26 protein-coding genes are annotated in these 22,846 nt (G+C 59.9%); 10 read left to right on the top strand and 16 right to left on the bottom strand.

The annotated features are described in order from the left end of the window. Nucleotides 1-440: 440 nt before the first annotated feature. From AC1DF8_RS03370 to AC1DF8_RS03360, 3 genes are read left to right on the top strand one after another with little or no spacing between them, the layout of a single operon-like run. Nucleotides 441-932 carry a MarR family winged helix-turn-helix transcriptional regulator gene (locus tag AC1DF8_RS03370; RefSeq protein WP_112543583.1) on the top strand — a complete coding sequence of 164 codons (492 nt, stop codon included), beginning with the start codon at nt 441-443 and terminating at the stop codon, nt 930-932. Continuing rightward, entirely contained in the window at nt 933-1,634 is a 702-nt protein-coding gene (locus tag AC1DF8_RS03365) for a response regulator (RefSeq protein WP_112972225.1), read from the top strand. Between the two features lie 25 nt (nt 1,635-1,659). Next, the gene (locus AC1DF8_RS03360) at nt 1,660-3,036 is read left to right on the top strand and encodes an ATP-binding protein (RefSeq protein WP_112543585.1); all 1,377 of its coding nucleotides are present in this window, start codon (nt 1,660-1,662) and stop codon (nt 3,034-3,036) included. Here the strand turns inward: AC1DF8_RS03360 and AC1DF8_RS03355 are convergent. Further along, on the bottom strand, nt 3,033-3,413 hold the full coding sequence (locus AC1DF8_RS03355; RefSeq protein WP_477994969.1) for a winged helix-turn-helix transcriptional regulator: 381 nt from the start codon (nt 3,411-3,413) through the stop codon (nt 3,033-3,035). The two genes, AC1DF8_RS03360 and AC1DF8_RS03355, sit on opposite strands and share 4 nt — an antisense overlap. A gap of 98 nt (nt 3,414-3,511) precedes the next feature. Between AC1DF8_RS03355 and AC1DF8_RS03350 the strand changes: the two genes are divergently transcribed. Beyond that, a complete protein-coding gene (locus tag AC1DF8_RS03350) occupies nt 3,512-4,384 on the top strand; it encodes an oxidoreductase (RefSeq protein WP_477994968.1) in 873 nt (290 codons plus the stop codon). Between the two features lie 63 nt (nt 4,385-4,447). On the opposite strand, the gene AC1DF8_RS03345 is transcribed toward AC1DF8_RS03350, so the two are convergent. The 3 genes from AC1DF8_RS03345 to AC1DF8_RS03335 all read right to left on the bottom strand — a co-directional run bounded on the left by AC1DF8_RS03345 (nt 4,448) and on the right by AC1DF8_RS03335 (nt 6,641). Further along, a complete protein-coding gene (locus AC1DF8_RS03345) occupies nt 4,448-4,903 on the bottom strand; it encodes a BA14K family protein (protein ID WP_477994967.1) in 456 nt (151 codons plus the stop codon). 143 nt (nt 4,904-5,046) lie between these two features. Beyond that, a complete protein-coding gene (locus tag AC1DF8_RS03340; protein ID WP_007824341.1) occupies nt 5,047-5,262 on the bottom strand; it encodes a cold-shock protein in 216 nt (71 codons plus the stop codon). Nucleotides 5,263-5,750: 488 nt separating this feature from the next. Beyond that, nucleotides 5,751-6,641: a DMT family transporter gene (locus AC1DF8_RS03335; RefSeq protein ID WP_477994966.1), complete on the bottom strand. Its 891-nt coding sequence runs from the start codon at nt 6,639-6,641 to the stop codon at nt 5,751-5,753. A 105-nt stretch (nt 6,642-6,746) separates the two neighbouring features. Here AC1DF8_RS03335 and AC1DF8_RS03330 point away from each other — a divergent pair, with 105 nt between their 5' ends. Beyond that, nucleotides 6,747-7,310 carry a DUF1176 domain-containing protein gene (locus AC1DF8_RS03330; protein ID WP_113210862.1) on the top strand — a complete coding sequence of 188 codons (564 nt, stop codon included), beginning with the start codon at nt 6,747-6,749 and terminating at the stop codon, nt 7,308-7,310. After that, a complete protein-coding gene (locus AC1DF8_RS03325; RefSeq protein ID WP_183878118.1) occupies nt 7,250-7,732 on the top strand; it encodes a DUF3052 domain-containing protein in 483 nt (160 codons plus the stop codon). Before AC1DF8_RS03330 ends, AC1DF8_RS03325 begins: the two co-directional genes overlap by 61 nt. Here the strand turns inward: AC1DF8_RS03325 and AC1DF8_RS03320 are convergent. From AC1DF8_RS03320 to AC1DF8_RS03310, 3 genes are all read right to left on the bottom strand, one after another. Continuing rightward, nucleotides 7,729-8,883: a PQQ-dependent sugar dehydrogenase gene (locus AC1DF8_RS03320; RefSeq protein ID WP_477995065.1), complete on the bottom strand. Its 1,155-nt coding sequence runs from the start codon at nt 8,881-8,883 to the stop codon at nt 7,729-7,731. The genes AC1DF8_RS03325 and AC1DF8_RS03320 overlap by 4 nt on opposite strands. A 108-nt stretch (nt 8,884-8,991) precedes the next feature. Next, nucleotides 8,992-9,324 carry a sortase gene (locus tag AC1DF8_RS03315; protein ID WP_477994965.1) on the bottom strand — a complete coding sequence of 111 codons (333 nt, stop codon included), beginning with the start codon at nt 9,322-9,324 and terminating at the stop codon, nt 8,992-8,994. Then, nucleotides 9,314-9,610 carry a hypothetical protein gene (locus AC1DF8_RS03310; RefSeq protein ID WP_113208170.1) on the bottom strand — a complete coding sequence of 99 codons (297 nt, stop codon included), beginning with the start codon at nt 9,608-9,610 and terminating at the stop codon, nt 9,314-9,316. The genes AC1DF8_RS03315 and AC1DF8_RS03310 overlap by 11 nt, the downstream gene beginning before the upstream one ends. A 384-nt stretch (nt 9,611-9,994) precedes the next feature. Here AC1DF8_RS03310 and AC1DF8_RS03305 point away from each other — a divergent pair, with 384 nt between their 5' ends. Continuing rightward, nucleotides 9,995-11,197: a pyridoxal phosphate-dependent aminotransferase gene (locus tag AC1DF8_RS03305; protein WP_477994964.1), complete on the top strand. Its 1,203-nt coding sequence runs from the start codon at nt 9,995-9,997 to the stop codon at nt 11,195-11,197. A 123-nt stretch (nt 11,198-11,320) separates the two neighbouring features. Here the strand turns inward: AC1DF8_RS03305 and AC1DF8_RS03300 are convergent, their stop codons facing one another. Beyond that, nucleotides 11,321-12,415, bottom strand: a complete 1,095-nt coding sequence (locus tag AC1DF8_RS03300) for a calcium:cation antiporter (protein WP_477994963.1) — start codon at nt 12,413-12,415, stop codon at nt 11,321-11,323. 239 nt (nt 12,416-12,654) lie between these two features. On the opposite strand from AC1DF8_RS03300, the gene AC1DF8_RS03295 reads away from it, so the two are divergent. Then, complete coding sequence (locus tag AC1DF8_RS03295; protein WP_112543596.1) at nt 12,655-12,936, top strand: DUF2188 domain-containing protein; 282 nt, start codon at nt 12,655-12,657, stop codon at nt 12,934-12,936. Nucleotides 12,937-12,961: 25 nt separating this feature from the next. Here AC1DF8_RS03295 and AC1DF8_RS03290 read toward each other — a convergent pair whose 3' ends face one another. Then, nucleotides 12,962-13,882: a LysR family transcriptional regulator gene (locus AC1DF8_RS03290; protein ID WP_113208172.1), complete on the bottom strand. Its 921-nt coding sequence runs from the start codon at nt 13,880-13,882 to the stop codon at nt 12,962-12,964. Between the two features lie 89 nt (nt 13,883-13,971). Between AC1DF8_RS03290 and AC1DF8_RS03285 the strand changes: the two genes are divergently transcribed. After that, a complete protein-coding gene (locus AC1DF8_RS03285; RefSeq protein WP_113147169.1) occupies nt 13,972-14,991 on the top strand; it encodes an NAD(P)H-binding protein in 1,020 nt (339 codons plus the stop codon). A gap of 1 nt (nt 14,992) precedes the next feature. On the opposite strand, the gene AC1DF8_RS03280 is transcribed toward AC1DF8_RS03285, so the two are convergent. From AC1DF8_RS03280 to trxB, 6 genes are all read right to left on the bottom strand, one after another. Further along, complete coding sequence (locus AC1DF8_RS03280) at nt 14,993-15,790, bottom strand: aminoglycoside phosphotransferase family protein (protein ID WP_477994962.1); 798 nt, start codon at nt 15,788-15,790, stop codon at nt 14,993-14,995. 73 nt (nt 15,791-15,863) lie between these two features. After that, complete coding sequence (locus AC1DF8_RS03275) at nt 15,864-16,988, bottom strand: alkene reductase (RefSeq protein WP_183878110.1); 1,125 nt, start codon at nt 16,986-16,988, stop codon at nt 15,864-15,866. Nucleotides 16,989-17,012: 24 nt separating this feature from the next. Further along, a complete protein-coding gene (locus AC1DF8_RS03270; RefSeq protein ID WP_112543600.1) occupies nt 17,013-18,179 on the bottom strand; it encodes an MFS transporter in 1,167 nt (388 codons plus the stop codon). Between the two features lie 2 nt (nt 18,180-18,181). Then, entirely contained in the window at nt 18,182-18,475 is a 294-nt protein-coding gene (locus tag AC1DF8_RS03265) for an ArsR/SmtB family transcription factor (protein WP_112543601.1), read from the bottom strand. A gap of 577 nt (nt 18,476-19,052) precedes the next feature. Next, a complete protein-coding gene (locus tag AC1DF8_RS03260; RefSeq protein ID WP_112543602.1) occupies nt 19,053-19,949 on the bottom strand; it encodes a LysR family transcriptional regulator VtlR in 897 nt (298 codons plus the stop codon). A 22-nt stretch (nt 19,950-19,971) separates the two neighbouring features. Next, nucleotides 19,972-20,946, bottom strand: coding sequence for a thioredoxin-disulfide reductase (gene trxB / locus AC1DF8_RS03255; RefSeq protein WP_112972239.1), 975 nt, complete (start codon nt 20,944-20,946; stop codon nt 19,972-19,974). A 229-nt stretch (nt 20,947-21,175) separates the two neighbouring features. On the opposite strand from trxB, the gene AC1DF8_RS03250 reads away from it, so the two are divergent. Further along, nucleotides 21,176-21,643, top strand: coding sequence for an Lrp/AsnC family transcriptional regulator (locus tag AC1DF8_RS03250; RefSeq protein ID WP_112543653.1), 468 nt, complete (start codon nt 21,176-21,178; stop codon nt 21,641-21,643). Between the two features lie 129 nt (nt 21,644-21,772). On the opposite strand, the gene AC1DF8_RS03245 is transcribed toward AC1DF8_RS03250, so the two are convergent. Then, nucleotides 21,773-22,822 carry a glycosyltransferase family 4 protein gene (locus tag AC1DF8_RS03245; RefSeq protein WP_477994961.1) on the bottom strand — a complete coding sequence of 350 codons (1,050 nt, stop codon included), beginning with the start codon at nt 22,820-22,822 and terminating at the stop codon, nt 21,773-21,775. Between the last annotated feature and the right edge of the window lie 24 nt (nt 22,823-22,846).

Below are 22,846 nucleotides of genomic sequence, written 5' to 3'. Positions count from 1 at the left end.
GAGAAGCCGCTTGGCTCTTCCGGGAAGATTGATTGTTCGACGGCTTCAATGCCGCGGCGGCCGGTGAACTTGATCACCGTCTGCGGGTGTGCCGGTCCTCAAACAGGCCGGGATGGACCTCGATTGCGGTTCGCCTGACACAAAACGCCATCGCAGCTGCGCCATGCGATCGGCCGCAGATCAGAATGCATCCTCGCCTCTCCCGGCGCTTTTGCGTCATGTCAGTTGATTGTTGTCCCCATTACGTTCTATCCACTGACGTTGGGGGAAATTGCGCGTTGTATTGGAGATTTGCCGGGCGGGCTTTAGTTTCCGGAAGGAGGAGTCCGTGCGAGGCCTCCTGCAACGTCCGGGGAAACGACCACCGACGCAATGCCAACGAGGCGGGCATGCTTTTGTGCAAGCTTCGCTATATCGCGCCAAGAGGAAGGGAATGCCGAGTGCCACGACAGACCAGCTCGAAAGCAGGCAAACCTGAGCCGCTGGCCACGCCGATGGAAGATACCGGGATCATCGATTTCGAGATCATCGAGCTGTTCTTCTTCGCTTATCGTGACTTCGTATCCGATCCCGACGCCATTCTCGAAAAGAGTGGTTTTGGTCGCGCGCATCACCGCGTCGTACATTTCGTCAACCGAAATCCGGGAATGACGGTCGCCGATCTGCTCGATACGCTGAAGATCACCAAGCAGAGCCTTGCAAGAGTGCTGAAACAACTGATCGATTCAGGCTATATTCGGCAGGTGGCCGGCCCGGAGGATCGCCGACAGCGCAAGCTCTATCCCACCAAATCGGGCAGGGAGCTGGCTCTGGCGCTCGCCGAGCCGCAATCACGCCGTATTGAACGGGCATTCGGGGGAGCTACCCCGGAGGCACGGGAGGGCGTAAAGGCATTCCTCAGAGGCATGCGAGACAGACAGAAGGCGGATTGAATGGCGGTCAAGACAGGCATTTCCGATGACGCGGCGCATCTTCTCGTCGTCGACGACGATACCCGTATCCGTGCGCTCCTGAACCGCTACCTGACGGAAAACGGTTTTCGGGTGACCATTGCCTCTGACGGGGCGGAGGCGCAGCGTAAGCTGGAAGGGCTCGATTTCGACCTGATCATCATGGACGTGATGATGCCCGGCGAATCCGGCATCGAAGTGACACGCGGGCTCAGGGCCGTGAAGAACGTGCCGATCATCATGCTGACGGCGCTTGCAGAATCCGACAGCCGTATTGCCGGGCTTGAAGCCGGAGCCGACGATTATCTTCCCAAGCCCTTCGATCCGCGCGAACTTGTCCTGCGCGTCAACAATATCCTGCGGCGCAACAGCAGTGGTGATACGCCGAAGATCGAGCAGATCATGTTCGGTCCTTACACCTTCTCGCTCACGCGCAAGGAGCTGAAGAAGGCTGCGGAAGTGATCCGCCTGACGGACCGTGAGCAGGAGATCATGCTGCTTTTTGCCCGTCGGGCCGGCGACACGATCCCGCGCCACGAGCTGATCGGAGACGATGCCGAGGTCGGCGAACGTACGATCGACGTGCAGATCAACCGCCTGCGCCGCAAGATCGAGGATGATCCTGCCAATCCGGTCTGGCTGCAAACGGTGCGCGGGATCGGATACAGACTGAGTATCGACTGAAACGACGGGTTCGGGACCGGCGCAAATGGTGACATTCGACAGCTTGCGGCGGGAAGACCGCTCTCCTGCACCCGGCTGGCGCTGGTTCGTCCGCTGGCTGCGCCGGCGATTGCCAACGGGTCTCTATACGCGTTCGCTGCTGATCATCATCATTCCGATGGTGCTCCTGCAGTCGGTCGTCGCAGCCGTCTTCATGGAACGTCACTGGCAGATGGTGACGGAGCGGCTGTCGCTTGCCGTCACCCGCGATATTGCCGCCATCATCGAGGTCATCGACACCTATCCGCAGGATGCCGATTACAGCGACATAACCCGCATCGCCCGCGACCAGCTCAGCCTGCAAATTTCGATCGAGCCGGATGGCGATCTGCCGCCGCCGCGCAACAAGCCGTTTTTCTCAATCCTCGACGGCATTCTGAGCGATGAGATCACCGATGAAATCCGCCGGCCGTTCTGGATCGATACGGTGGGCAATTCCAATCTCATCGAGATCCGTATCAAGCTCGACAATCGCATCCTGCGCGTGATCACGAAACGCAGTCAGGCCTATGCATCGAACACGCATATTTTCATTCTCTGGATGGTCGGCGCGTCACTTGTGCTGATCGCCATCTCGATCCTGTTCCTGCGCGGCCAAATCCGGCCGATCCTCAATCTCGCACGGGCGGCGGAAAGTTTCGGCAAGGGGCAGAAGGCGGACAATTTCTATCCACGCGGCGCCGATGAAGTGCGGCGTGCCGGTCTTGCCTTCATCCTCATGCGTGAGCGAATCGAGCGGCAGATCGAGCAGCGCACGGCGATGCTCTCAGGTGTCAGCCACGACCTTAGGACCATCCTGACACGCTTCAAACTGCAGCTGGCGCTCGCCGGCGAGAATCCCGATCTTGCCGGCCTCAACGAAGACGTCAACGACATGCAGACCATGCTGGAGGCCTACATGGCCTTTGCCAGGGGCGAGGTCGAGGAGGATGTCGGGGAGCTGAAGCTCAGTGAAGTCTTCGAGAAACTCGAGGCCGATTTCGACCTGCACGGCAAGGCGCTGACCTATTCCATCGATGGCGAGGACCATATCGCTGTGCGCCCCAATGCCTTTACGCGGCTTGTTACCAATCTGGCCTCGAATGCAAGGCGTTATGCCGATACGCTTCATATCGAGGCCAAGCATAGCGCAAAGTGGCTGACGATCGTCTTTGACGACGATGGCCCCGGCATCCCCGAGAAGTATCGGGAGGACGTGTTCAAGCCGTTCTTCCGGCTGGACAGTGCACGCAATCTCGATGCCTCGGGTACCGGTCTCGGGCTCGCCATCGTCAGGGACATTGCCCGCAGCCACGGCGGTAATATCACGCTCGGCGACAGTCCGCTTGGCGGGCTGAGGGCGACGGTGCGTATTCCAGCCTAGCGGCTGGCTGCAGGTTTGGCGGCGTCAAACTCATTGAGGTGGACGACGATCCAGCGCCAGAGCGAGACGACCTGCGTCAGCAATTCGCGCCCGAGCGGGGTCAACTCATATTCGACGCGCGGCGGCACCTGCGGATAGAGCGTGCGGATGACGAGGCCGTCGCTTTCGAGCGTGCGCAATGTCTGTGTCAGGACTTTTTGGCTGATATCCTCCACCCGCTCCAGCACTCTTGAAAAGCGTAGAGGCCCGTTCGCTTCCGAAAGCACGTGCAGGACGCGGAGCGGCCATTTTGCAGCGGCACGTTCCAGCATCTGCCGGGCTCGCGCATCCTGCTCATCGCTCATGTTACGACAGAAATCAAAGATGTCGTCTTTCATTACAGTTACCTTCAGGTTTGTATAGATCCATTGGGTACCTTCTTTCTAAAGGAAACAATAGATCCTAAATGGATTGAGAACCGAAAAGGAGGTTTCCCATGTCAAAGGTTTGGTTGATTACCGGAAGTTCACGTGGCCTCGGCCGCGCGCTCGCCAATGCCGTGCTTGAGGCCGGCGAAAAGCTGGTCGCGACGGCGCGCGATCCCGCCCAGCTTGCCGATCTTGTTGATGCGTATGGCTCGCGCGTTCTCGCCCTGGCGCTCGATGTGACCGACGAGGTGGCGGCAGAAGCGGTCGTGAAGACCGCGGTCGATACATTCGGCCGGCTCGACGTGCTGGTCAACAATGCCGGTTACGGCAATGTCGCGCCGATCGAGGATACGAGCCTTGCCGATTTCCGGGCGCAGATCGAGACCAATCTCTTCGGCACGATCATCATGACCAAGGCGGCGATCCCGGTCATGCGCGGGCAGGGGGCAGGCCATATCATCCAGTTCTCTTCCGTCGGCGGCAGGATCGGGCCTGTCGGGCGCGCGCCCTACGCGGCGGCGAAATGGGGCGTCGAGGGCTTTTCCGAAGTGCTTTCCAAGGAGGTCGGGCCGCTCGGCATCAAGGTGACGGTGATCGAGCCCGGCGGTTTCCGCACCGACTTTGCAGGCTCGTCGACGGCGATCTACGAAGGCCGTCCGGAATATGCCGAAACGGTCGGCGCCATGGCGGACTATCAGCGCAACTATAATGGCCGCCAGCCCGGCGATCCGGCCAGGGCGGCGGCCGCGGTGCTGCATATCGCTTCGCTCGATACGCCGCCGCTGAGATTGCTGCTCGGCAGCGATGCGGCCGCAGCCGTGGAAAAGGCGGATGCAGCGCGAATGGAGGCCGATCGCACCTGGCGTATCGTCAGCCAGTCGACCGATTTCGAACAGAGCGGCGATGCCAGGCCCATGCCTTGGGATAAGAAGGCCGGCTGAGGTGCGGACAAAAGAAAAGCGCCGCACTATTGCGGCGCTTTTCGTCAAGCCATCTTCGGCCGATCAGCTTGCGACGCAGAAGTGCTCGCGACCGTCATTGCCGACATAGGTGCCGCTCTGCGGATCGAAGCTGCGATAGCGATAGGAGCAATAGCGCTGCCACTGGGCGCTCCAGGGTTCCATGGCGCTTACCGGGCGCCCATAGACGGGGCGGCCATAGACCGGCTCGGAATAGACGGGACGCGCGCGGTAGACCGGCGGGGGAGCATATTCCGGCTCATAGACCGGCGGGTCGATGTAGCGGCGCTCTTCATATACCGGGCCGTTGTTGGCATTGGCGATGGCAGAACCGACGATCAGGCCGGTCGCAAGGCCGACAGCGCCGCCGACCAGTGCATCGTTGCCGTGGTCGTGGCCATGACGCCAGTAGCGATCTCCAGCCGAAGCTTCACCGATGGCTGCGAGGGTCAGAGCAGCTGCGGTTGCTGTCAGAAGAATGGTCTTTGCAAGCCTGTTCATCGCGTAAAATCCCAGTATCGGAAACCGGAAGCGGTCCCTTCTCTATGGTTCCGAAACTAGCCGCGGCATGCTGAATGGAGTCTGAACGACAAAACCCGGCATGGCTGCCGGGCTTCAACTCGATTCCACGCCTATGCGAGGGTTCAGCCTGAAATCTGCAGATTGACGGCCTTCGGGCCCTTGCCACGGCGATCCGGCTCTGTGTCGAAGCTTACTTTCTGGTTTTCCGTCAGACCGGCCAGGCCGGAAGCCTGAACGGCAGAAATGTGAACGAAGATATCGGCGCCGCCCTTGTCCGGCTTGATAAAGCCGAAGCCCTTGTCGGTATTGAAGAATTTTACAGTGCCAGTCTCGGCCATGCCTCAGGTCCTTTTGTCTCCGCCCGCCATCCACACGGGCAGCACTACGCTATTGCCTTCTCGCGAAGACGCTGGCAGGCAGATCTTGAAATGTGAGAAAAAGGTCCCCTCTACCTCCACCGGTTCCAGGCAGGACTTAACGCCCGCTTTCATTGGGACCGGCTGACCGGAATATTAGCGTTTCCGGCTCGCAAATTCTTAAGGACTTCCCATGCTCGCAAAATGCCCGAACGCGCGAAGAGTGCTGCGTTTGAAGGATTTTGGCAAGCAAAAGTTTTTTAACGGGTTCCTAAGAAGACCCCCGCAAATATGGCCTGTTTTCGCAAAAACGCCAAAAAATCCTCGTCGGGAGCAATTGATTAACGTTTTATATCGTCTGCAATATAAGTTCCGGGCAGATTTTACCAAAAATGCAACGCTAGCGCGTCTTGTTGTTGGCTTAAAAAAAATTTCAGATGGTACTGAACGCCCCATAAATGGACCCGTGTTCAGGCCGTGGGGGAGCGGCGGCGGGTCATTTCGGGCACGAGCTCGACTACAAGCATAGCGATAAACATCAGCGCACAACCTATATAGCCGAGTGGCGGTATGCTCTCCCCCAAAAGAAGTGCGGCAAGCGTGGCGCCGAACAGTGCTTCGGCGGAGAGGAAGATCGCCGCTTGTGACGGCGTGGTGTAGCGCTGGGCGACGACCTGCAGCACGAAGGCGACGCCCGAGGAGAAGATACCGACATAGAGGATTTCGGGTGCAGCCACGCGGATATCTGCCAGGCTCACCGGTTCGAAAAGGGCGGCGATGATGAGCGCACAGGCTGCCGTGACCGCAAACTGGGCGCTGGACAGTGCAAGCGGCCGTCCCGTTTCGCCGACTGTCGTTCCGGCAAGCGTGATCTGGATCGACCAGAAGACGGCGCAGACGACCGTCAGCAGATCTCCCACCGTCAGGGCCGAAAGCTGGCCGCCCGACAGCATGTAGATGCCCGATACGGCCATGATGGCGCCCGGCCAGATGATCCAGTGCGGCGAGCGGCGCAGGAAGAAGACTGCGATCAGCGGCACAAAGATTACATAGAGCCCGGTAATGAAACTGGAATTGGTGACAGTCGTCGTCTGCAGGCCGATCTGCTGTGTCGAAGCACCGCCAAAGAGCGCCAGCCCGATCATCAGGTAGAGGCCGAGATGCCGGCGGCTGGTTGCGACCTTCGCCTTGCGCGCTTCGATCAGTGTGAAAGGCAGGGTGGCAAATGCGGCGATGGCGAAGCGCAGGCCGATGAACCAGAAGGGGCCGATCGCCTTCATTGCCGTCGACTGCGCGACGAAGCCGCCGCCCCAGATGGCAGCTGCAAGCAATAGAAGGAGGTTCGCCTGAACGCGCGTCATCTCGCCCTCAATGTTCGGGAAGCATTTAAGAGTTGTGCTGCCGGGTTAGCAGGCGCATCTCTTTTCGACAAGGATGGGAATTCCTCAAACGGTTCGGAGGCACGGATGAAGCGGCAACTGATTGCGGCCGTTACGGCAGCTGTTCTGGCTGGGCCTGGGAATGTTTCGGCCGAGGCTTCATCACCCGTCCGGCCGATTGCACACTTTGCCGATCTGCCCGATGTGGTGCGCGCGGATGTCGAGCCCGATGATGGCGACTGCCACATCGAAGAGCAGCGGCTAGCCTATGGCGACGCCTTCGAAGTCACCGGCGAGACCGGGAAGAGACTGATCATCGTGCCTTGCGGCCAGTCCGGCGCCTACAACATGCCTTTCGCGATCTATGGCGGTTACGGCGACCGGATTTCTCGAACGGTCTTTCCGCTGAAGTTTTCGGAAACGACCGGCGATACGGCCGTCAATATCCGCTACGACGCTGCGGAAGGACGCTTCACCTCTTTACTGAAGGGGCGCGGCCTGGGCGATTGCGGCAGCTATTATGCGTGGCGTGCCGCCGGGCTCGATAGCACGGATTTTCTCGTTCTCGAGGAAGTGCGCATCAAGGAAGAATGCGATGCCAGGGCCGACGGCGGTCCGGCAACGTGGCCGCTCGTGTGGAAGCGACAATGACGTCAGGATATTCCGGCACGCCGCTCGCAAAGAAGCTGGGGCTTAAAGCGGGGCAGGCGGCCTTGCTCGTCAATGTTCCCGATGGGCTGATGGAGATCGACGAGTTCGAGGGCTTCGTTTCGGTCGCACGTATCTTATCGCAAGGGTCTCATCGGCAATTCGACTATGTCCATATCTTTGAGACGCAGCGTGCGGTGCTGGAAGACATGGCAGCGGCTCTGTTTTCCGCGATCAAGCCGGATGGCATGGTCTGGATATCCTGGCCGAAGAAGAGTTCGAAAGTCCCGACCAGCATCACCGAGGACGCCCTTAGGGAGGTCCTGTTGCCGACAGGTCTCGTCGACGTCAAAGTCTGCGCCGTCGATGATGTCTGGTCCGGGCTGAAATTCATGATCCGCAAGGAGTTGCGAAACGCGCTCTAGCCGGCCCGGCTTTCGGCGCGGGAAACCCGGAGCAGTTCGCCGTCATCCTCGTCGGTCACCATCAGCAATGCGCCATCGGGGGCGACGATGACGTCCCGGATGCGGCCATAGTCACCCTCAAACAAGCGCTCCTCAGCGGTGAAGGCGCCGCTCGAATCCCGCTGCATGCGGGACAGCAACTGGAACTTCAGCGCTGCGACGATGAAATTGCCGTTCCATTCCGGAAACATCTTGCCGCGATAGACGACGAGGGCGCCAGGGGCGATCGACGGGTCCCAGTAGTGCAGGGGCTGTTCGAGGCCCTCCTTGGCTGTTCCTTCGCCGATCTTGGCACCGGAATAATCGCGGCCATAGGTGATAACAGGCCAGCCGTAATTCTTGCCGGGTTCGGGATTGTTGATCTCGTCACCGCCACGCGCGCCATGTTCGACAGTGTAGAGCTTGCCGTCGGCGCTGTCGAAAGTGATGCCCTGCGGGTTGCGATGACCCTTGGACCAGATTTCCGGCAGGACCTTATTGCTTTCCTTGAAGGGATTGTCGGCGGGAATGCTGCCATCGGCGTTGAGATGGACGATGGAGCCGGCATCATCCTTCCAATCCTGCGAGCGGTTGCGGTTGCCGCGGTCGCCGACGCTGATGAACAGCGAGCCGTCCGGGGCGATCGCGATGCGCGAGCCATACTGGATGTTGCCGCGGGTAAAGCGCCGCATGGTGAAGATCGGCGTGACGTTCTCGAGGCTCTTTTCATCCGGGGAAAGTGTTGCGCTGAACGCCTCTGTGCCCGAACCCCGGTCGCTGGCGGTTGCAGCGGTCAGATAAAGCTTTCGGCTGGTCGCGAAATCCGGGGCGAGGGCGACATCCATCAGGCCGCCCTGGCCCTGGGCGCTGACTTCTGGCACGCCGCGGATCGGATCGGAAACCTTGCCGTCACGGATGATGCGGAGCCGCCCCGGTCGCTCCGTGACGATATAGCTGCCATCGGGCAGGACCTCGACCGCCCACGGATGCTCGAGCCCTTCGGCGAGCTTTTCGACTCGAACCGAAACTTCCTTTGTCCTGACAATGTCTCCAATCTGGGCAAGGGCTGGGCCTGCAAAAGCCATGGCCCCGCCGAGGAGCAGGATAAAACGGAATGGCGAGATCGTATCCATCATATTCCCCGTCGTCATTTTGAGGGGAAGTTGGCGCGGGGCATGGGGCGCTTCAACCGCAATCGCCGCTCATAACGGTTTTGTGTTCTCGGGTTGAACGAGTGCGGGTCAGTTGATTGTGCGGGGAGAGAAGCGGATATCGAAATCGGCATCCTGCAGCTCCGCACTCATCATCCGCTGTGTGATGAAGCCGGTGCGCTTTGCTTCCGCTTTCAGGAAGAGGCCGCAGCCGATCAGGGCCATGCCGTAGAAGGCGAGGCAAACGATGCCGACGGCGACCAGTTTTTCGACGACAGAAAGCCCGGGGAGGCGAGGTCTCGGCGGTGAAGGCGGGGCCTCATGGGCAGACGCCGCGGCCATTGCCAGTTCGAGATAGGTCGGCAGCGGCTCGAACGAGCCCGTTTCCTCGGTCCAGCCGGATCGCTGCGGCTTAACGGACATGGCGCGGCCCCTCCGAGAGACGGCCCTTGATGCGGCGCAGCCAGATGGCAAGTCCGTTTGCGGCGACGAACGCGGCCAAAAGTACGGTTGCGCCATCAAGGATCTTCTGATCGGCATAGGACGTTTTGAGGGAGCTGGAAGCCATGGCCGGCCCTGCTTCGGCGGCCGAAAACAGGCAGAACGTCGCGACGATGCAGCTTGCAAAAGCAATGACTGCCACCATCAGCGATAGGGAAACCCGGATTGCACGCAGGCGTTCTGCCGCGCGTTCGTCTTCCAGAAACATGGTATGCCCTCAATAACCAGTGTCGGATGGCGGAGAATATCGTTTCGATCTCGGCACTCTCACGACCGAATTGCGGCGCGCCACGGCATTTGTTGCGGCTTATTCATGGCAAATGGTAAACGGGCGATAACCTTGATTTTTAGTAATAAATTAGGGCCGACCTCAGAAATTGAATCAACTTCCCGTGTGCGTGGGTCGGCCACCCGCAGCGCCACTTCAAAGCTCCATTCAAATTTCCAGACGCAGATGCGGCAATTGATCAATAAGAATCATCGCGGCCATCATGCCTTTGCGCTTGAAATGATGTCATACATTGGACATAGAGCTTAGCGCAGAACTCCGGTCCCGGCCTTCTGCCCGTTTCAACCTTGTAGGACCGATATCATGGCCTTCCTTGCCGATGCCCTTTCCCGCGTGAAGCCTTCAGCCACCATCGCCGTTTCTCAGAAAGCGCGCGAACTGAAAGCCAAAGGACGCGACGTGATCGGCCTTGGCGCCGGCGAGCCCGATTTCGATACGCCCGAGAATATCAAGAAAGCGGCGATCGACGCGATCAATCGCGGCGAGACGAAATACACGCCGGTATCCGGTATCCCCGAGTTGCGTAAGGCGATTGCCGCCAAATTCAAGCGCGAGAACGGTCTGGAATATTCCTGGGAGCAGACGATTGTCGGCACGGGCGGCAAGCAGATCCTGTTCAACGCATTCATGGCGACGCTGAACCCCGGCGATGAAGTCGTGATCCCCGCGCCTTACTGGGTATCCTATCCCGAGATGGTGGCGCTCTGCGGCGGCACACCGGTTTTCGTTTCGGCCACCCAGGAGCATAATTTCAAGCTCCAGCCCGCCGATCTCGAAAAGGCGATCACGCCGAAGACCAAGTGGCTCATCTTCAATTCGCCGTCCAACCCGACGGGCGCTGCCTATACGCATGACGAGCTGAAGGCGCTGACGGATGTCCTGATGAAGCATCCACAGGTCTGGGTGCTGACGGACGACATGTACGAGCACCTGACCTATGGTGATTTCAAATTCGTCACGCCGGTCGAAGTCGAGCCCAAGCTCTACGACCGCACGCTGACGATGAACGGCGTCTCCAAGGCCTATGCGATGACCGGCTGGCGTATTGGTTATGCGGCAGGCCCGATCCAGCTGATCAAGGCCATGGACATGATCCAGGGGCAGCAGACATCGGGTGCGACCTCGATCGCCCAGTGGGCGGCCGTCGAAGCGCTGAACGGCACGCAGGACTTCATCCCCGAGAACAAGAAGATCTTCGAAGGTCGCCGTGACCTCGTCGTTTCCATGCTGAACCAGGCCAAGGGCATCGTCTGCCCGGTGCCGGAAGGCGCCTTCTATGTCTATCCGTCCTGCGCCGGTCTCATCGGCAAGACGGCCCCGTCCGGCAAGGTGATCGAGACGGACGAAGATTTCGTTTCCGAACTGCTGGAGTCGGAAGGCGTTGCCGTCGTTCATGGTTCGGCCTTCGGCCTCGGCCCGAACTTCCGCATCTCCTATGCGACGTCGGAAGAACTGCTCGAGGAAGCTTGCCGCCGCATCCAGCGCTTCTGCGGCGCCTGCAAGTAATCGGCAGCATCAGCCCTATCGAAAAGCCCGCCAGAGATGGCGGGCTTTTTCTTTGTCTCATTTTTTGATTCAACGTGCTTCGAAAGCGATTCCGCTCTTGGCGCTAAGTCGCTGATTTCAGATTCAAAGTCCGATCGCCGTCAGCATGATGAACGTGGCGAAGAGGATGAAATGTGTCATGCCCTCGATGGCATTGGTCTCGCCGTCGTTGAGGTTGATTGCCGCGGCGATCAGCGTGACCATGACCATCACCGTCTGGACCGGCGACATGGCCATGATGAAGGGCTGGCCGGTATAGAGCGCGATCGCTTCCATGACCGGCACGGTGAGGATCACCGTCGAGAGGGATGCGCCCATGGCGATGTTGACGGTTGCCTGCATGCGGTTGCGGAGTGCGGCCCTCAGGGCCGTCAAAATTTCAGGAGCGGCGGAGATGGCGGCAACCACGATCGCGGTCACGGCCACAGGAGCACCGCTATCCCGCAGGCCCTCATTCATGAAGCCCGACATGAATTCTGCGAGCGCACCGATGATGACTACGCCGATGAGGATGATGGTGATCGAGGTCGCGACCGACCCTTCGTCGTGGTGTTCTTCGGGATGCTCCTTCTGCCGTTCCGAGCGTGGATAGCTGTAGGAAAAGAAATAGCTGTGCTGGCCGACCTGCATGCGCAGGAAGAGGCCGTAGAGGGCGATCATGGCAATGATGGTGAAGCCGGAATAATAGTGCCACTTGTCGTCGGGCACGAATTCCGGAACGATCATCGAGATGCCCATGGCGGTCAGGATCATCACGCCATAGGTCTTGCCGGAATTGTCGTTATAGGGTTGCTCGCCATGTTTCAGGCCGCCGAGCAGGGCGGCCAGGCCGAGGATGCCGTTGATATCGAGCATGAGTGCTGAATAGATCGTGTCGCGCACGAGCGTTGGCGACGTTTCCTCGCCGCCCATCATGATGGCAAGGATGATGACTTCAACGGCGACGGCCGAGAGCGTCAGGATCATCGTGCCGTAGGGATCGCCGACCTTGACGGCCAACAGTTCGGCGTGATGGGCGACGCGCATGGAGGCGAGCACGATGGTCGCGATCAGAGCGGCGGCCGCGACAAGCGCCATGGTCCGGCCGGACTCCATGACCGAATGCTCCAGCATGTAGGCGATGATCGCGACCACGACCGCCACGATCAAGAATTTTTCTTCCTTAAGATGCAATGCCATGTCTACCGCCAGCGCCGAGTTTGATTCCCTCCGGGAATCTAAGCCGGTGATTTTTCTAGGCAAGCAGAGTCGTAACTGATGGAATTTGCAGTCTGTGACGATTAATGAAATACTGCTTTTCATACGGCAGCCGAACCCAGATCGCGGCGTCCTCGAAATCTTCTCAAGCGGCCCGCGCTGAACCGGACATGATCCGGGAGCCTACGGATGCGCAACGAGAAGAAAGAGGAGACACATGCATGGTCAAGGTGGTCTATGAGGTCGTACCGCATGACGGCGGCTGGGCCTACAAGCTTGGAGACGTCTATTCCGAGGCATTTCCGAGCCACTCCGAGGCGCTAGAAGCTGCCCGCATCGTTGCGGCCGAGCAGCAGGTTGGCGGCGACTCCGCCGAGATCAGCTGGCAGGACGCGCAGGGCAAGTGGCACGAGGAATATGCCGAAGGTGGCGATCGTCCCGAAACCGAGGTTGTGGACGGGTTCACCAAGAGCCGTTCGCCCGAGGTTTCCCCCGAGCCCTGATCTCCCGCCGATTATCTGACGTCTTTCAGCGCGTCATCAGGCGCGCGTTTCCCCCGCATGACTTGATGTAGCTCAGCAGACCATCAACCAGCGCGTCGAAGGTTACGCGGCAGCGCGGCGAGGTCCTGAGGCTCTTGTGCATGACAACCCATGTGCCAAGCCGCATCTCGAATTCATCCGACAGAATGTGGACGAGATCATGGTTCGGGCGGGCGAGCCCCGTCTGGCAGATGCCGATGCCTATCCCGGCGCGGATCGCGGCCAGATGGGCGAGATGATTGCTGGTGCGAAAGGCCGCAGCGAGTTCGTCAACTGCCGGATAGAGCTTGCGCATCATGCGGATATAGGCCGTCTGCCGGTCGAAGCCGATGATACGATGACCAGTGAGATCGGCCATTGTCTGCGGTGTGCCGTGGCGTTCAAGATAGCGGCGATGGGCGTGGAAGCCGAGCGGGATATCGCCGATGCGCCGCGCCAGCAGCACATCCTGCTGCGGCTCGGTCATACGCACGGCGATATCCGCCTCCCGGTTCATGAGGTCTTCCAGCGCATCCGATGCCGACAGCTCCACCTGCAAACCCGGATAGGCCTCCTGCAGATCGGCGATGATCGGCGGCAGCACTTCGATGCCGATCACTTCGCTGGCGCTGATGCGCACGGTGCCTTCCACCTTGTCGCGCCGGCTGGATGCCGTGCGTAGGAAGGCGTCGGCCGTCGTTGCGAGCGTCTCGGCATAGGGTTTCAGGTCGAGCGCCATATCGGTCGGCAGCAGGCCATTCGAAGAGCGGGTAAAGAGCTCCGCGCCGACAGCCTGCTCCAGCGCGTCGATATGACGGCCGATCGTCGGCTGGGTCAGGCCGAGTTCACGCGCGGCAGCCGAGAGCGATCCCTGACGCAGGACAGTGAGGAAAGAGCGATAGAAATCCCAGCTTGGTTCGGTATCCATATAATTATGTATAGCGACGGAACTTATTTCGTCAATTTTGTTTATCGTGGATAGAAGGCATAGTCGTCTCAACGAACAAGGAGATGATCATGAGCAGTGAATATCAGGATAAGAAACTGGCGCTGGTTCTCGGCGCTACCGGCGGCATCGGCGGTGCGGTGGCCCGCAAGCTGCAGGCCCGTGGCTGGACGGTGAGGGCGCTCAACCGCAACGCCGCGAAAGCATCGGCGAGCGGGCAGGGTTTCGACTGGATGCAGGGGGACGCGATGAATGCGGCGGATGTGCGCAAGGCGGCCGAAGGTGCAAGCCTTATCGTGCATGCCGTCAATCCGCCCGGTTACCGCGACTGGGAGAAGCTGGTTCTGCCGATGCTTGATAATACGATTGCCGCAGCTCGTGCCGTTGGCGCCCGCATCGTACTGCCAGGCACCGTCTATAATTTCGGGCCGGATGCGTTTCCCGTTGTGACGGAGGATAGTCCGCAGCATCCGGTGACGAAGAAGGGCAAGATACGTGTCGAGATGGAGAAGCGTCTGAAGGCGGCTTCAGAGACCGGCACAGGTGTGATCATCGTTCGCGCCGGCGATTTCTTCGGGCCGGGCGCGACGAGCAATAGCTGGTTCTCCGCCGCCTTCGCCACGCCGGGCAAGCCTGTTGGTACGATCAAGAATCCGGCGAGACCGGGCATTGGTCACCAATGGGCCTATTTGCCCGATGTTGCGGAGACGATGGTGCAACTCGTCGAGCGGGCAGCGCGCCTGCCAGCTTTCGCTTGTTATCACCTGAACGGCTTCTGGGATGGTGACGGCCAGCAGATGGCGGAGGCTGTCCGGCGTGTTGCCGGCGGCGCGGCAAAGATCGGTCGCTTCCCCTGGTTCATTGTACCGCTGCTCGCTCCTTTCATGACCGTCATGCATGAGCTGAAGGAGATGCGTTACCTGTGGAAGGTGACGGTGCGTATGAGGAACGACAAGCTGGTGGCCGAACTCGGAACCGAGCCACATACGCCGATCGACGAGGCCGTGCGCGCGACGCTCATCGCGCAGGGATCTCTGCCGGAACCGCATTCTGCAGCGACGCCAGCGCACTCTCTCACGATCGGAAATTAAGCTAGCCCAGTTCCGCGAGGGCGATACGGGCAACCGTCAGAGGTTTTTCCGCCGAGGCTTGGTCGCCATCTTCAAGAAACCAGGCAGCGGAAAGACCGGAATAGGCAGCGATCCATTTGAGCAGCCTTGATGGTTCGATATCTGCCTCTTTGGAGACAATCGGAAGCTGGCGCTGGAGCCGCTTGGGATCCGTCGTGGTCGGCAGGTCTTCATTGGCGAAGATATTGGCAAAGTCATAGCCGCGTTCGCCGTAGATCCGCTTGGGATCGATCGCCAGCCAGCCGCGTTCGCCGAAATCGAGGATGTTGCGGTGGTGGATGTCGCCGTGGAGAATGCTGAGCTGTTGCGGTGCAGCGAGCAGGCTGTTGGCAATCCTCCAGCTATCAACAAACGTGCCGCCATGGGCGCGCGCTGCCGGTTCCAGACTGCGGAACCAGCGCTCGAGTGTCGGGGAACCGGAGAGAGGCACGGGGCGCGGCGCATGCAGCCTTGCTGCAGTGCGCACCATGATGCGGCTTGCTTCATCATCCTCGCCGTTCAGGGCCATTTCCAGCAGCGAATACTTGTCGGCCGCGCGCTCCAGAAGAATGGCGTCGTCCTGCTGCGCATAGACCTTGGCCGCACCGTCACCATCCCACCATTTCATCAGCAATGCGCCTTCGCGCTCACTGCTGTCGGTTGCGACTTTCAGCATCGCGGGTTTGTCCCGCCAGGTGACCGGCAGGAGGCGGCTCGAATGGGTGATGATGGGCTCGCCGTCCGAGGTAAGCGACCAGCGTTCGAGATAGGGTGAGAACATGCACGCATGCTAGCGGCAATGGTCACGAATGGAAATCCCGCCGGATGGCGGGATTTCGTTTCGGCGAAAAGGATCAGGCGACCTTTTCAAGCAGGGGGTAGTCGACATAGCCCCTGGCATCGCCACCATAGAAGGTCGATTGGTCCGGTGGGTTCAGCGGCAGGTTCTTCTCCAGGCGTTCGACAAGATCGGGATTGGAGATGAAGGGCTTGCCGAAGGCGACGAGATCGGCCGTACCGTTTTCCACGGCTTCGATCGCCATGTCTCTGACATAGCCGTTGTTGACCATCCAGGCAGCCTTGCCGCCAGCCTTTTCATAGGCAGCGCGCAGTGCCTTGTAGTCGAAGGACGGGTTGTCGCCCTGGCGATAATCACGCTCGCCGCCGGTCTGGCCTTCGATGACGTGGATATAGGCGAGGTCGTACCTGGCAAGGCCTTCAACGACATGGGTGAAGAGTGTCTGCGGGTTGGAATCATAGGATTCACCCGACGGCGTCACCGGCGAGATGCGGATCGCGGTGCGGCGCGCGCCGATTTCCCTGGTCACGGTTTCAACGACTTCGAAGAGGAAACGGGCGCGGTTTTCGATCGAGCCGCCATATTGATCGGTGCGGTCGTTGACGCCATCACGCATGAACTGGTCGAGCAGATAGCCGTTGGCGCCGTGGATTTCGACACCATCGAAGCCGGCGTCGATCGCAGCACGGGCGGCCTTGCGGTAATCCTCGATGATGCCGGGGATTTCGGAGGTTTCGAGTGCACGCGGTTCGGACGTTTCGGCGAAGGCGCCGGTGCCGTCTGCATTGACGAGATAGGTCTTGGCCTTGGCGATGCGGTTGGTCGAGGAGACCGGCTTGGCATTGTCGGGTTGCAGCGTGTTGTGGGAGATGCGTCCGACATGCCACATCTGCACGACGATCTTGCCGCCTCCGGCGTGGACCGCATCCGTCACGCGCTTCCAGCCGTCGAGCGCTTCCTTGCTGTATAGGCCGGGAACGTTCGCATAACCTTGGCCTTGATGCGTGATGGCGGTCGCTTCGGTGATGATGAGGCCGGCCGTGGCGCGCTGGCGGTAATATTCGACGTTGAGATCGTTCGGGATTGCGCCCGGCGACCGGTTGCGGGTGAGCGGCGCCATGACGATATGGTTCCTGAGGGAAATATCGCCGACCTGAGTCGGCTGGAAAAGCTTGGCCATGGAAGGTCCTTTCTGCTTGGGGGATCACTCGGCGGTAGCGGGGTTAGTCTGTGCCCGGCCGGAGAGATAGGTGAGCGCCGTCGCTGCGAGGCCGATCAGGGCCATGGCGGCAGCGGCGAGGGGAACATGAACGAAGTCGAGACCGGCATTGATGACCATGCCGCCGACCCAGGCGCCCAGCGCATTGCCGGTGTTGAAGGCGCCGATATTGATGGTCGAGACGAGGTTTGGCGCATCCTTGCCGAAGCCGACGACACCGACCTGCAGGGCAGGGACCGCAGCGAAGGTTGCGGCAGCCCACAGGAAGAGCGTTATCTCGGCCGGGATAACGAACCGGCTGGTGTAGAAAAAGACTGCGGAGGTGAGCGCGATTACAGCAAAGACGCTGGCGAGCGTGGCTCCAAGCCGCCAATCGGCCAGCTTGCCGCCGATGAGATTGCCGACTGTCAGTCCGATGCCGATCAGGAACAGGGTCCACGTGACGCCTTCCGGCGAGATGCCGGTCACGTTACGCAACAGCGGCGCGATGTAGGTGAAGAGCGTGAACATCGAGGCCGCGAAGAAGACGGTGACCGAGAGCGCCATCCAGAGGCGGACGTTCTTCAATGCCGCGATCTCGCGCAGGATGCTGCTCTGCGTTTCCTGCTTGTCGCGCGGCAGGATGGCGATCAGGCCGGCAATGGTGACGACGCCGATGGCGGTAACGACCCAGAAGGTGGAGCGCCACCCGAAAGCCTGGCCGATGGCAGTGCCGGTTGGAACGCCGAGAACGTTTGCCAGCGTCAGGCCGGTAAACATCAGGGCGACGGCGCGGGCCTTGCGGTCTTCGCTCACAAGATTGGCGGCGACCACCGAGCCGATGCCGAAGAAGGCGCCATGGCAAAGCGCGGTGACGATGCGGGCGATCATCAGCACCCAGTAATTGGGCGCGATGGCGCAGAGCAGGTTACCGGCGATGAAGAAAGCCATCAGCATGATGAGCGTCGAGCGTCGCTTCAGCTTGGCGGTGGAGACTGCCATGATCGGCGCACCGAGCGCGACGGCCAGCGCATAACCCGTTACCAGCCAGCCAGCCTGGGGGATCGTCACGGAAAGATCGGCGGCGACTTCGGGCAGGAGGCCCATGATGACGAATTCGGTGGTGCCTATCGCAAATGAACTCAAGGCAAGGACGAGCAGGGCAAGGGGCATGACTAGAGATCCTGCGTTAGCTGCTGGAGAAAGGCAGCGATCGTTTCTTCATTGCGCTTGTAGAAGATCCACTGGCCGACACGCTTGCTGGTAACGAGGCCGGCGCGGTGTAGGGTACCAAGATGGGCGGAAACAGTGGATTGGGAAAGGCCGCAGCGTTCGAACTGGCTGGCGCAGACGCCCATTTCAAACGGGTGTTCCTGTGTCGGAAAGTGTTCTTCCGGTTTCTTCAGCCAGTTGAGGATGTCCATCCGGGCAGGATTGGCCAGCGCCTTGAGAATCTCGTCTTTGTCCATCGTCGTTCATCGAAGTATAAATCGGATTTTCCCGATATATGGATCGATGATTTTCGATATGCAAATCACGGAGGCGTGAGCGATTGATTTCGCGACCATGCTTAAATCTTAAGCAAAAAAAGAGGGCCACTGGAAAGCCAGGGCCCTTTATAAGTGTGAAGGTCAAAAACCTCCAGAGGGGAACAGCCAACGCGGTGGCACTGGGAGAGAACCACGAATTGCATCGGCTATGAGCGATATGGTGGTTCTTTGTGCAGCTTTCAATAGCCTTTTGTGCATGCCAGCTATGCACTGCACAAAATTTTTCCGCACTGCGGTATCTTCCGATAAAAATTCAGGCAAAAAGCAAAAATCGGGCAAAAAAAGAGGGCCACCGGAAAACCAGGGCCCTTTATAAGTGTGAAGGTCAAAAACCTCCAGAGGGGAACAGCTAATGCGGTGGAACTGGGAGGAAAAGCCACCGTGTGCATCAGCTATGTGTGATATGGTGCTTTAATGAGCAAACAACAACCCTTTTTTGTGCATGTCAGTCATGCGTGGGTTGCATGATTTGAGATTCATTCCACAAAAGTGGAAATCAAAAGTTCCAGTTGCGGGCCTTGCTGACGATGAAATCGCGGAAGGCTTTCAGCTTGGCGGCGTTCTTGATCTCGTCCGGATAGCAGAAATAGGTATCGAAAGAGGGGACGTCGGCATTGATCGCCAGCTGGATCAGGCCAGGGTCGCGGCCAACGATATAATCCGGCAGGCAGGCGATGCCGATGCCGAGCAGGCAGGCCCGCTTGATGGAAGTCTGGCTGTTGATCTGCAGATGCGGAATGCGCTTGTTGTCCGACGAGCGGCCGGCGATTTCCAGCCAGTTGACGTCGAGCAGGTAATTTGGCGCCGGCTCGCCGAACGTGATGATGCGGTGGTTGTCGAGATCTTCGATCGTCTGCGGCTCGCCGTGACGATTGATGTAGGAGGGGGCGGCGTAGACGTGCATATGCACGGTGAAAAGCTTGCGCTGGATCAGGTCCGATTGCTGCGGCTGGCGAAGGCGGATGGCGCAATCGGCATGGCGCATGTTCACGTCCACTTCCTCGTTGTCGAGGATGAGCTGGATCTGGACGTCGGGATAGAGCTGCAGGAATTCCTGGATCTTGTCGGTCAGCCAGCCCTGGCCGAGGCCGACTGTCGTCGTGACGCGCAGCTTGCCGGACGGCGTTTCCGTCGTCTCGGTCAGCTGCATCTTGACGGTTTCGAGCTTGAGCAGCACGTCGTGGGCGGTGCGGTAAAGCAGCTCGCCCTGTTCTGTGAGGATCAGGCCGCGCGCGTGGCGGTGGAACAGCTTGGTGCCTACGTCCTGCTCGAGCGCACTTACTTGACGGCTGATGGCCGACTGGGACAGATGCAGCTTGTCGGCCGCATGCGTAAACGATCCGGCTTCGGCAGCTGCGTGGAAAATACGCAGCTTGTCCCAGTCCAATGGCATTCCCCCACCCCTCATGCCACTATTACTCCGCTGCTACGGCAACGGGCATATGGCCCGTCAGATAACGTTCTGCCTCGAGGGCGGCCATGCATCCCAAGCCTGCGGCGGTGATTGCCTGGCGGAAGGTGTCGTCCGTCACGTCGCCTGCGGCATAGACTCCCTCCAGGCTGGTCGCAGTCGAATCCGGTGCGGTCCAGAGGTAGCCATTGTCCTTGAGCTTCAGCTTGCCCTTGAACAATTCGGTTGCCGGCGCGTGGCCGATCGCAACGAAGACACCGTCAACGGCGACATCGGTAATAGTGCCGGTGCGGGTATCGCGCAGGCGAGCACCGGAAACGGACGGCGGCATGGGGGGCTTTGCCGGCGTGCCCGTGATCTCGGCGACCTCGGTATTCCAGAGAACCTTGACGTTCTCCTTGGAGAAGAGACGCTCCTGCAGGATTTTTTCTGCGCGGAAGCTGTCGCGGCGGTGCACGACAGTGACCGACTTCGCGATGTTCGAGAGATAAAGTGCCTCTTCGACGGCGCTGTTGCCGCCACCGACCACGATCACATCCTTATTGCGATAGAAGAAGCCGTCGCAGGTGGCGCAGGCAGACACGCCGAAGCCCTGGAAATGCTGCTCGCTCTCGATGCCGAGCCACTTGGCCTTGGCGCCGGTCGCGATAACAAGCGTGTCAGCAGTCCAGACCTGGCCGCTATCGGTGCGGGCAACGAAGGGGCGCTGGTTGAGGTCGACTTCGGTCACGAGGTCGTTGACGATTTCGGCGCCGACATGCTGAGCCTGCTGCAGCATCTGGTCCATCAGCCAGGGACCCTGGATGGGATCTGCAAAGCCCGGATAGTTCTCGACATCCGTGGTGATCATGAGCTGGCCGCCCTGTTCCAGACCGGCGATCAAAACCGGTTTCAGCATGGCGCGCGCGGCATAGACCGCTGCCGTATAACCGGCAGGTCCGGAACCGATAATGAGCACCTTGGTATGGCGGGCAGACATGGAATTTCCTTTCGCTAGCAGGATGCGGCGGCTAAGAGGCGAATAAGGCCGTTTCGCGATCCCTGCGCCATTTATGAACGACCAATGCTTTTATTCAAGGGCAGCCTTGCATTACCAACAAGGCAAATGCAGGCGCCGTGCAAGATTCCGTCATCGGACTGAAACTTTCTTGCGTATTCCGTTGCTTTATATAGAAGCTGCCCACGGGGAATTAAAGAAAGGCCTGAGCGTGGTTCGCGCTGAACTTGACGTTATCGACATAAAGATATTGCGGGAACTGCAGGCCGACGGCCGCATGACCAATGTGGAACTTGCCGACAGGGTGGGAATTTCAGCGCCGCCCTGCCTGCGTCGGGTGCGCAAACTCGAAGAAGCGGGCGTCATCGAAGGCTATCACGCGATGTTGAATAGCCCGAGGCTCGGGCTCGATCTCGTCGCGTTCTGCATGGTCGGCCTCAAGCACCAGTCCGAAGCCAATCTGAAGGCCTTTGCTGCAGCCACCGCCGAATGGCCGCTGGTGCGCCAGGCCTGGATGGTTTCCGGTGACAGCGATTTCCTGCTGCATTGCGTGGCTCAAAACCTCACCCGTTTCCAGGATTTCGTCATCGAAGTGCTGACGGCGAACGAGCATGTCGATACTGTTCGCACCATGCTGACGATCCGACAGGTGAAGAAGCTCGGGCTCGTCGAGCTGTAGTCCAAAGCGCGTCGCGATCTTTCAGTTTCGCTTGCCACGCTTCAGGCTCTTGTTTTCACGTGTCGTTTCTATTTGCGGTCGACATCTCCGTCTCGCCGCCTTCCTGATATGTCCGTCACCTGGCTCGGCCTAAGCGCCGAGAAGCTGCCGGTAAATCCGGTTGATGGCCGTTGCTTCCTTTTCCAGCGCGAAGTTTTCACGCACATGCCGGAGTGCTGTTTCGCCTTGAGCTGAAGTCAGCGCAGGATCGGCAAGATAGGTGGCGATGGCCGCCGACAGTGCGTCGCCGTCGCCGGGCGGTACGATGACGCCGTTTTCGCCCGGTACGACCATTTCGGCGTAAGCGCCGGCGTCGGATGCCACGACCGGCGTCTTCGAAGCCATGGCCTCCAGTGGCGTCAGCCCGAAACCTTCGTTGCGGGATGGGGCGACATAGAGGCTCAGGCGGCGATACCAGACCTTGATATCAGGCACTTCGCCGATGAAGACGATGCGGTCGGTCAGACCGGCTGCGGCGATATCGGCCTTCAGCTTGTCGGCAAACGCCGTGTGCTCCGGCGTTACGCGGCCAGAAATGACGGCCGTCCAGTCCGGATGCTGCGGCAGCAGCGCAATCATCGCCTGGACGAAAAGATCGGTGCCCTTCTGATGGCGCACGCGGCCGAAACAGCCGACGAGATAGCGACCCGGCAGGCCGGCGGCGGCGATCGTATCGTCAGCCCCCTCGGGTGGATGGAAAAGCGTCAGATCGACGCCATGCTGGATGATCACATGCGGCACCTTGAGGAAGGAGCCGGAGCGGCTGCTGGTGGCGATGACGGCATCCATCCGGCGGATCAGCCAGCGGGTATAGGAGGTGTGGCGGCGCTGGGCGGCGGAGGTGAAGACGAGCTTCATCGGCATGCGCAGGACGTGGCGCATGAGGATGCCGACGGCCATTTCGTTGTTGCGGCGCGCATGCCAGACGCGCTGCCGGTGCCCGGCAGGCGGGCGCCAGAGGCCGGCAAGTTGCGGCCATTTCAACCGCGGAAGTTCCGGCGGAAGACCAGGGCCGAGAGCGGCGATCTTGATCCCCAACCGGATCTGGCAGGGGATGAGCTGAACGATCGTGGACGTGACGCCGGAGAGCCGGCGTTTCAGGTTGGGCGCGATGATCTCGACGTCACTGATGTCCGGCACTGGCTGCTCGTGCGAAAGGCGAGG

This window comes from Rhizobium sp. 05N49 (assembly GCF_056396805.1).
Note: the sequence above shows the minus strand (reverse complement) of the source record. Positions and strands in the feature narration are given on the sequence as shown.

Excerpts from the sequence above, each read along its gene's own strand:
- AC1DF8_RS03325 (WP_183878118.1), top strand. The coding sequence starts at position 7,250 with ATGCGATGCCAGGGCCGACGGCGGTCCGGCAACGTGGCCGCTCGTGTG.
- AC1DF8_RS03310 (WP_113208170.1), bottom strand. The coding sequence starts at position 9,610 with ATGTTTCTGGAAGACGAACGCGCGGCAGAACGCCTGCGTGCAATCCGG.
- trxB (WP_112972239.1), bottom strand. The coding sequence starts at position 20,946 with ATGTCTGCCCGCCATACCAAGGTGCTCATTATCGGTTCCGGACCTGCC.
- AC1DF8_RS03335 (WP_477994966.1), bottom strand. The coding sequence starts at position 6,641 with ATGACGCGCGTTCAGGCGAACCTCCTTCTATTGCTTGCAGCTGCCATC.
- AC1DF8_RS03295 (WP_112543596.1), top strand. The coding sequence starts at position 12,655 with ATGGTCAAGGTGGTCTATGAGGTCGTACCGCATGACGGCGGCTGGGCC.
- AC1DF8_RS03350 (WP_477994968.1), top strand. The coding sequence starts at position 3,512 with ATGTCAAAGGTTTGGTTGATTACCGGAAGTTCACGTGGCCTCGGCCGC.
- AC1DF8_RS03340 (WP_007824341.1), bottom strand. The coding sequence starts at position 5,262 with ATGGCCGAGACTGGCACTGTAAAATTCTTCAATACCGACAAGGGCTTC.
- AC1DF8_RS03305 (WP_477994964.1), top strand. The coding sequence starts at position 9,995 with ATGGCCTTCCTTGCCGATGCCCTTTCCCGCGTGAAGCCTTCAGCCACC.
- AC1DF8_RS03360 (WP_112543585.1), top strand. The coding sequence starts at position 1,660 with ATGGTGACATTCGACAGCTTGCGGCGGGAAGACCGCTCTCCTGCACCC.
- AC1DF8_RS03320 (WP_477995065.1), bottom strand. The coding sequence starts at position 8,883 with ATGGATACGATCTCGCCATTCCGTTTTATCCTGCTCCTCGGCGGGGCC.
- AC1DF8_RS03330 (WP_113210862.1), top strand. The coding sequence starts at position 6,747 with ATGAAGCGGCAACTGATTGCGGCCGTTACGGCAGCTGTTCTGGCTGGG.
- AC1DF8_RS03270 (WP_112543600.1), bottom strand. The coding sequence starts at position 18,179 with ATGCCCCTTGCCCTGCTCGTCCTTGCCTTGAGTTCATTTGCGATAGGC.
- AC1DF8_RS03275 (WP_183878110.1), bottom strand. The coding sequence starts at position 16,988 with ATGGCCAAGCTTTTCCAGCCGACTCAGGTCGGCGATATTTCCCTCAGG.
- AC1DF8_RS03285 (WP_113147169.1), top strand. The coding sequence starts at position 13,972 with ATGAGCAGTGAATATCAGGATAAGAAACTGGCGCTGGTTCTCGGCGCT.
- AC1DF8_RS03260 (WP_112543602.1), bottom strand. The coding sequence starts at position 19,949 with ATGCCATTGGACTGGGACAAGCTGCGTATTTTCCACGCAGCTGCCGAA.
- AC1DF8_RS03300 (WP_477994963.1), bottom strand. The coding sequence starts at position 12,415 with ATGGCATTGCATCTTAAGGAAGAAAAATTCTTGATCGTGGCGGTCGTG.
- AC1DF8_RS03355 (WP_477994969.1), bottom strand. The coding sequence starts at position 3,413 with ATGAAAGACGACATCTTTGATTTCTGTCGTAACATGAGCGATGAGCAG.
- AC1DF8_RS03280 (WP_477994962.1), bottom strand. The coding sequence starts at position 15,790 with ATGTTCTCACCCTATCTCGAACGCTGGTCGCTTACCTCGGACGGCGAG.
- AC1DF8_RS03290 (WP_113208172.1), bottom strand. The coding sequence starts at position 13,882 with ATGGATACCGAACCAAGCTGGGATTTCTATCGCTCTTTCCTCACTGTC.
- AC1DF8_RS03265 (WP_112543601.1), bottom strand. The coding sequence starts at position 18,475 with ATGGACAAAGACGAGATTCTCAAGGCGCTGGCCAATCCTGCCCGGATG.
- AC1DF8_RS03315 (WP_477994965.1), bottom strand. The coding sequence starts at position 9,324 with ATGTCCGTTAAGCCGCAGCGATCCGGCTGGACCGAGGAAACGGGCTCG.
- AC1DF8_RS03365 (WP_112972225.1), top strand. The coding sequence starts at position 933 with ATGGCGGTCAAGACAGGCATTTCCGATGACGCGGCGCATCTTCTCGTC.
- AC1DF8_RS03345 (WP_477994967.1), bottom strand. The coding sequence starts at position 4,903 with ATGAACAGGCTTGCAAAGACCATTCTTCTGACAGCAACCGCAGCTGCT.